The organism is Psychrobacter sp. CAL346-MNA-CIBAN-0220, assembly GCF_040309805.1.
In the GTDB taxonomy this organism is placed as follows: Bacteria; Pseudomonadota; Gammaproteobacteria; order Pseudomonadales; family Moraxellaceae; genus Psychrobacter.
Genome location: NZ_JBEOPF010000513.1, coordinates 1 through 254 on the forward strand (window position 1 = coordinate 1; position 254 = coordinate 254).

Below are 254 nucleotides of genomic sequence, written 5' to 3' on the forward strand. Positions count from 1 at the left end.
GCAAAAGGGTTAACACCGCCGGCGATGACCCTGTCGCTGCCATTGGTATTGATAACTTAAAGCAAAAAAATGCTTTGGTAGACCAGTTTGTAAAAAAAATTGATTACGCCACCAGTCATATTCAACAAGCCGAAAGCCAGTTAGGCCAAGCCGATACCTTGGCTGGCAGCATGAAAGAGTTAGTGCTCCGCGGCGCCAACGGCAGCATGACGACTGCCGAGCGGCAAGTGATTGCCGATGACATGCGTCAAAGT

Annotated in this window: 1 protein-coding gene; it reads left to right on the top strand. The window is 49.6% G+C overall.

Annotation, left to right across the window (positions count from 1 at the left end; translation table 11 throughout):
* A partial coding sequence (locus AAEY88_RS14595; RefSeq protein WP_350563543.1) for a hypothetical protein occupies positions 1-254 on the top strand: 254 nt, incomplete at both ends.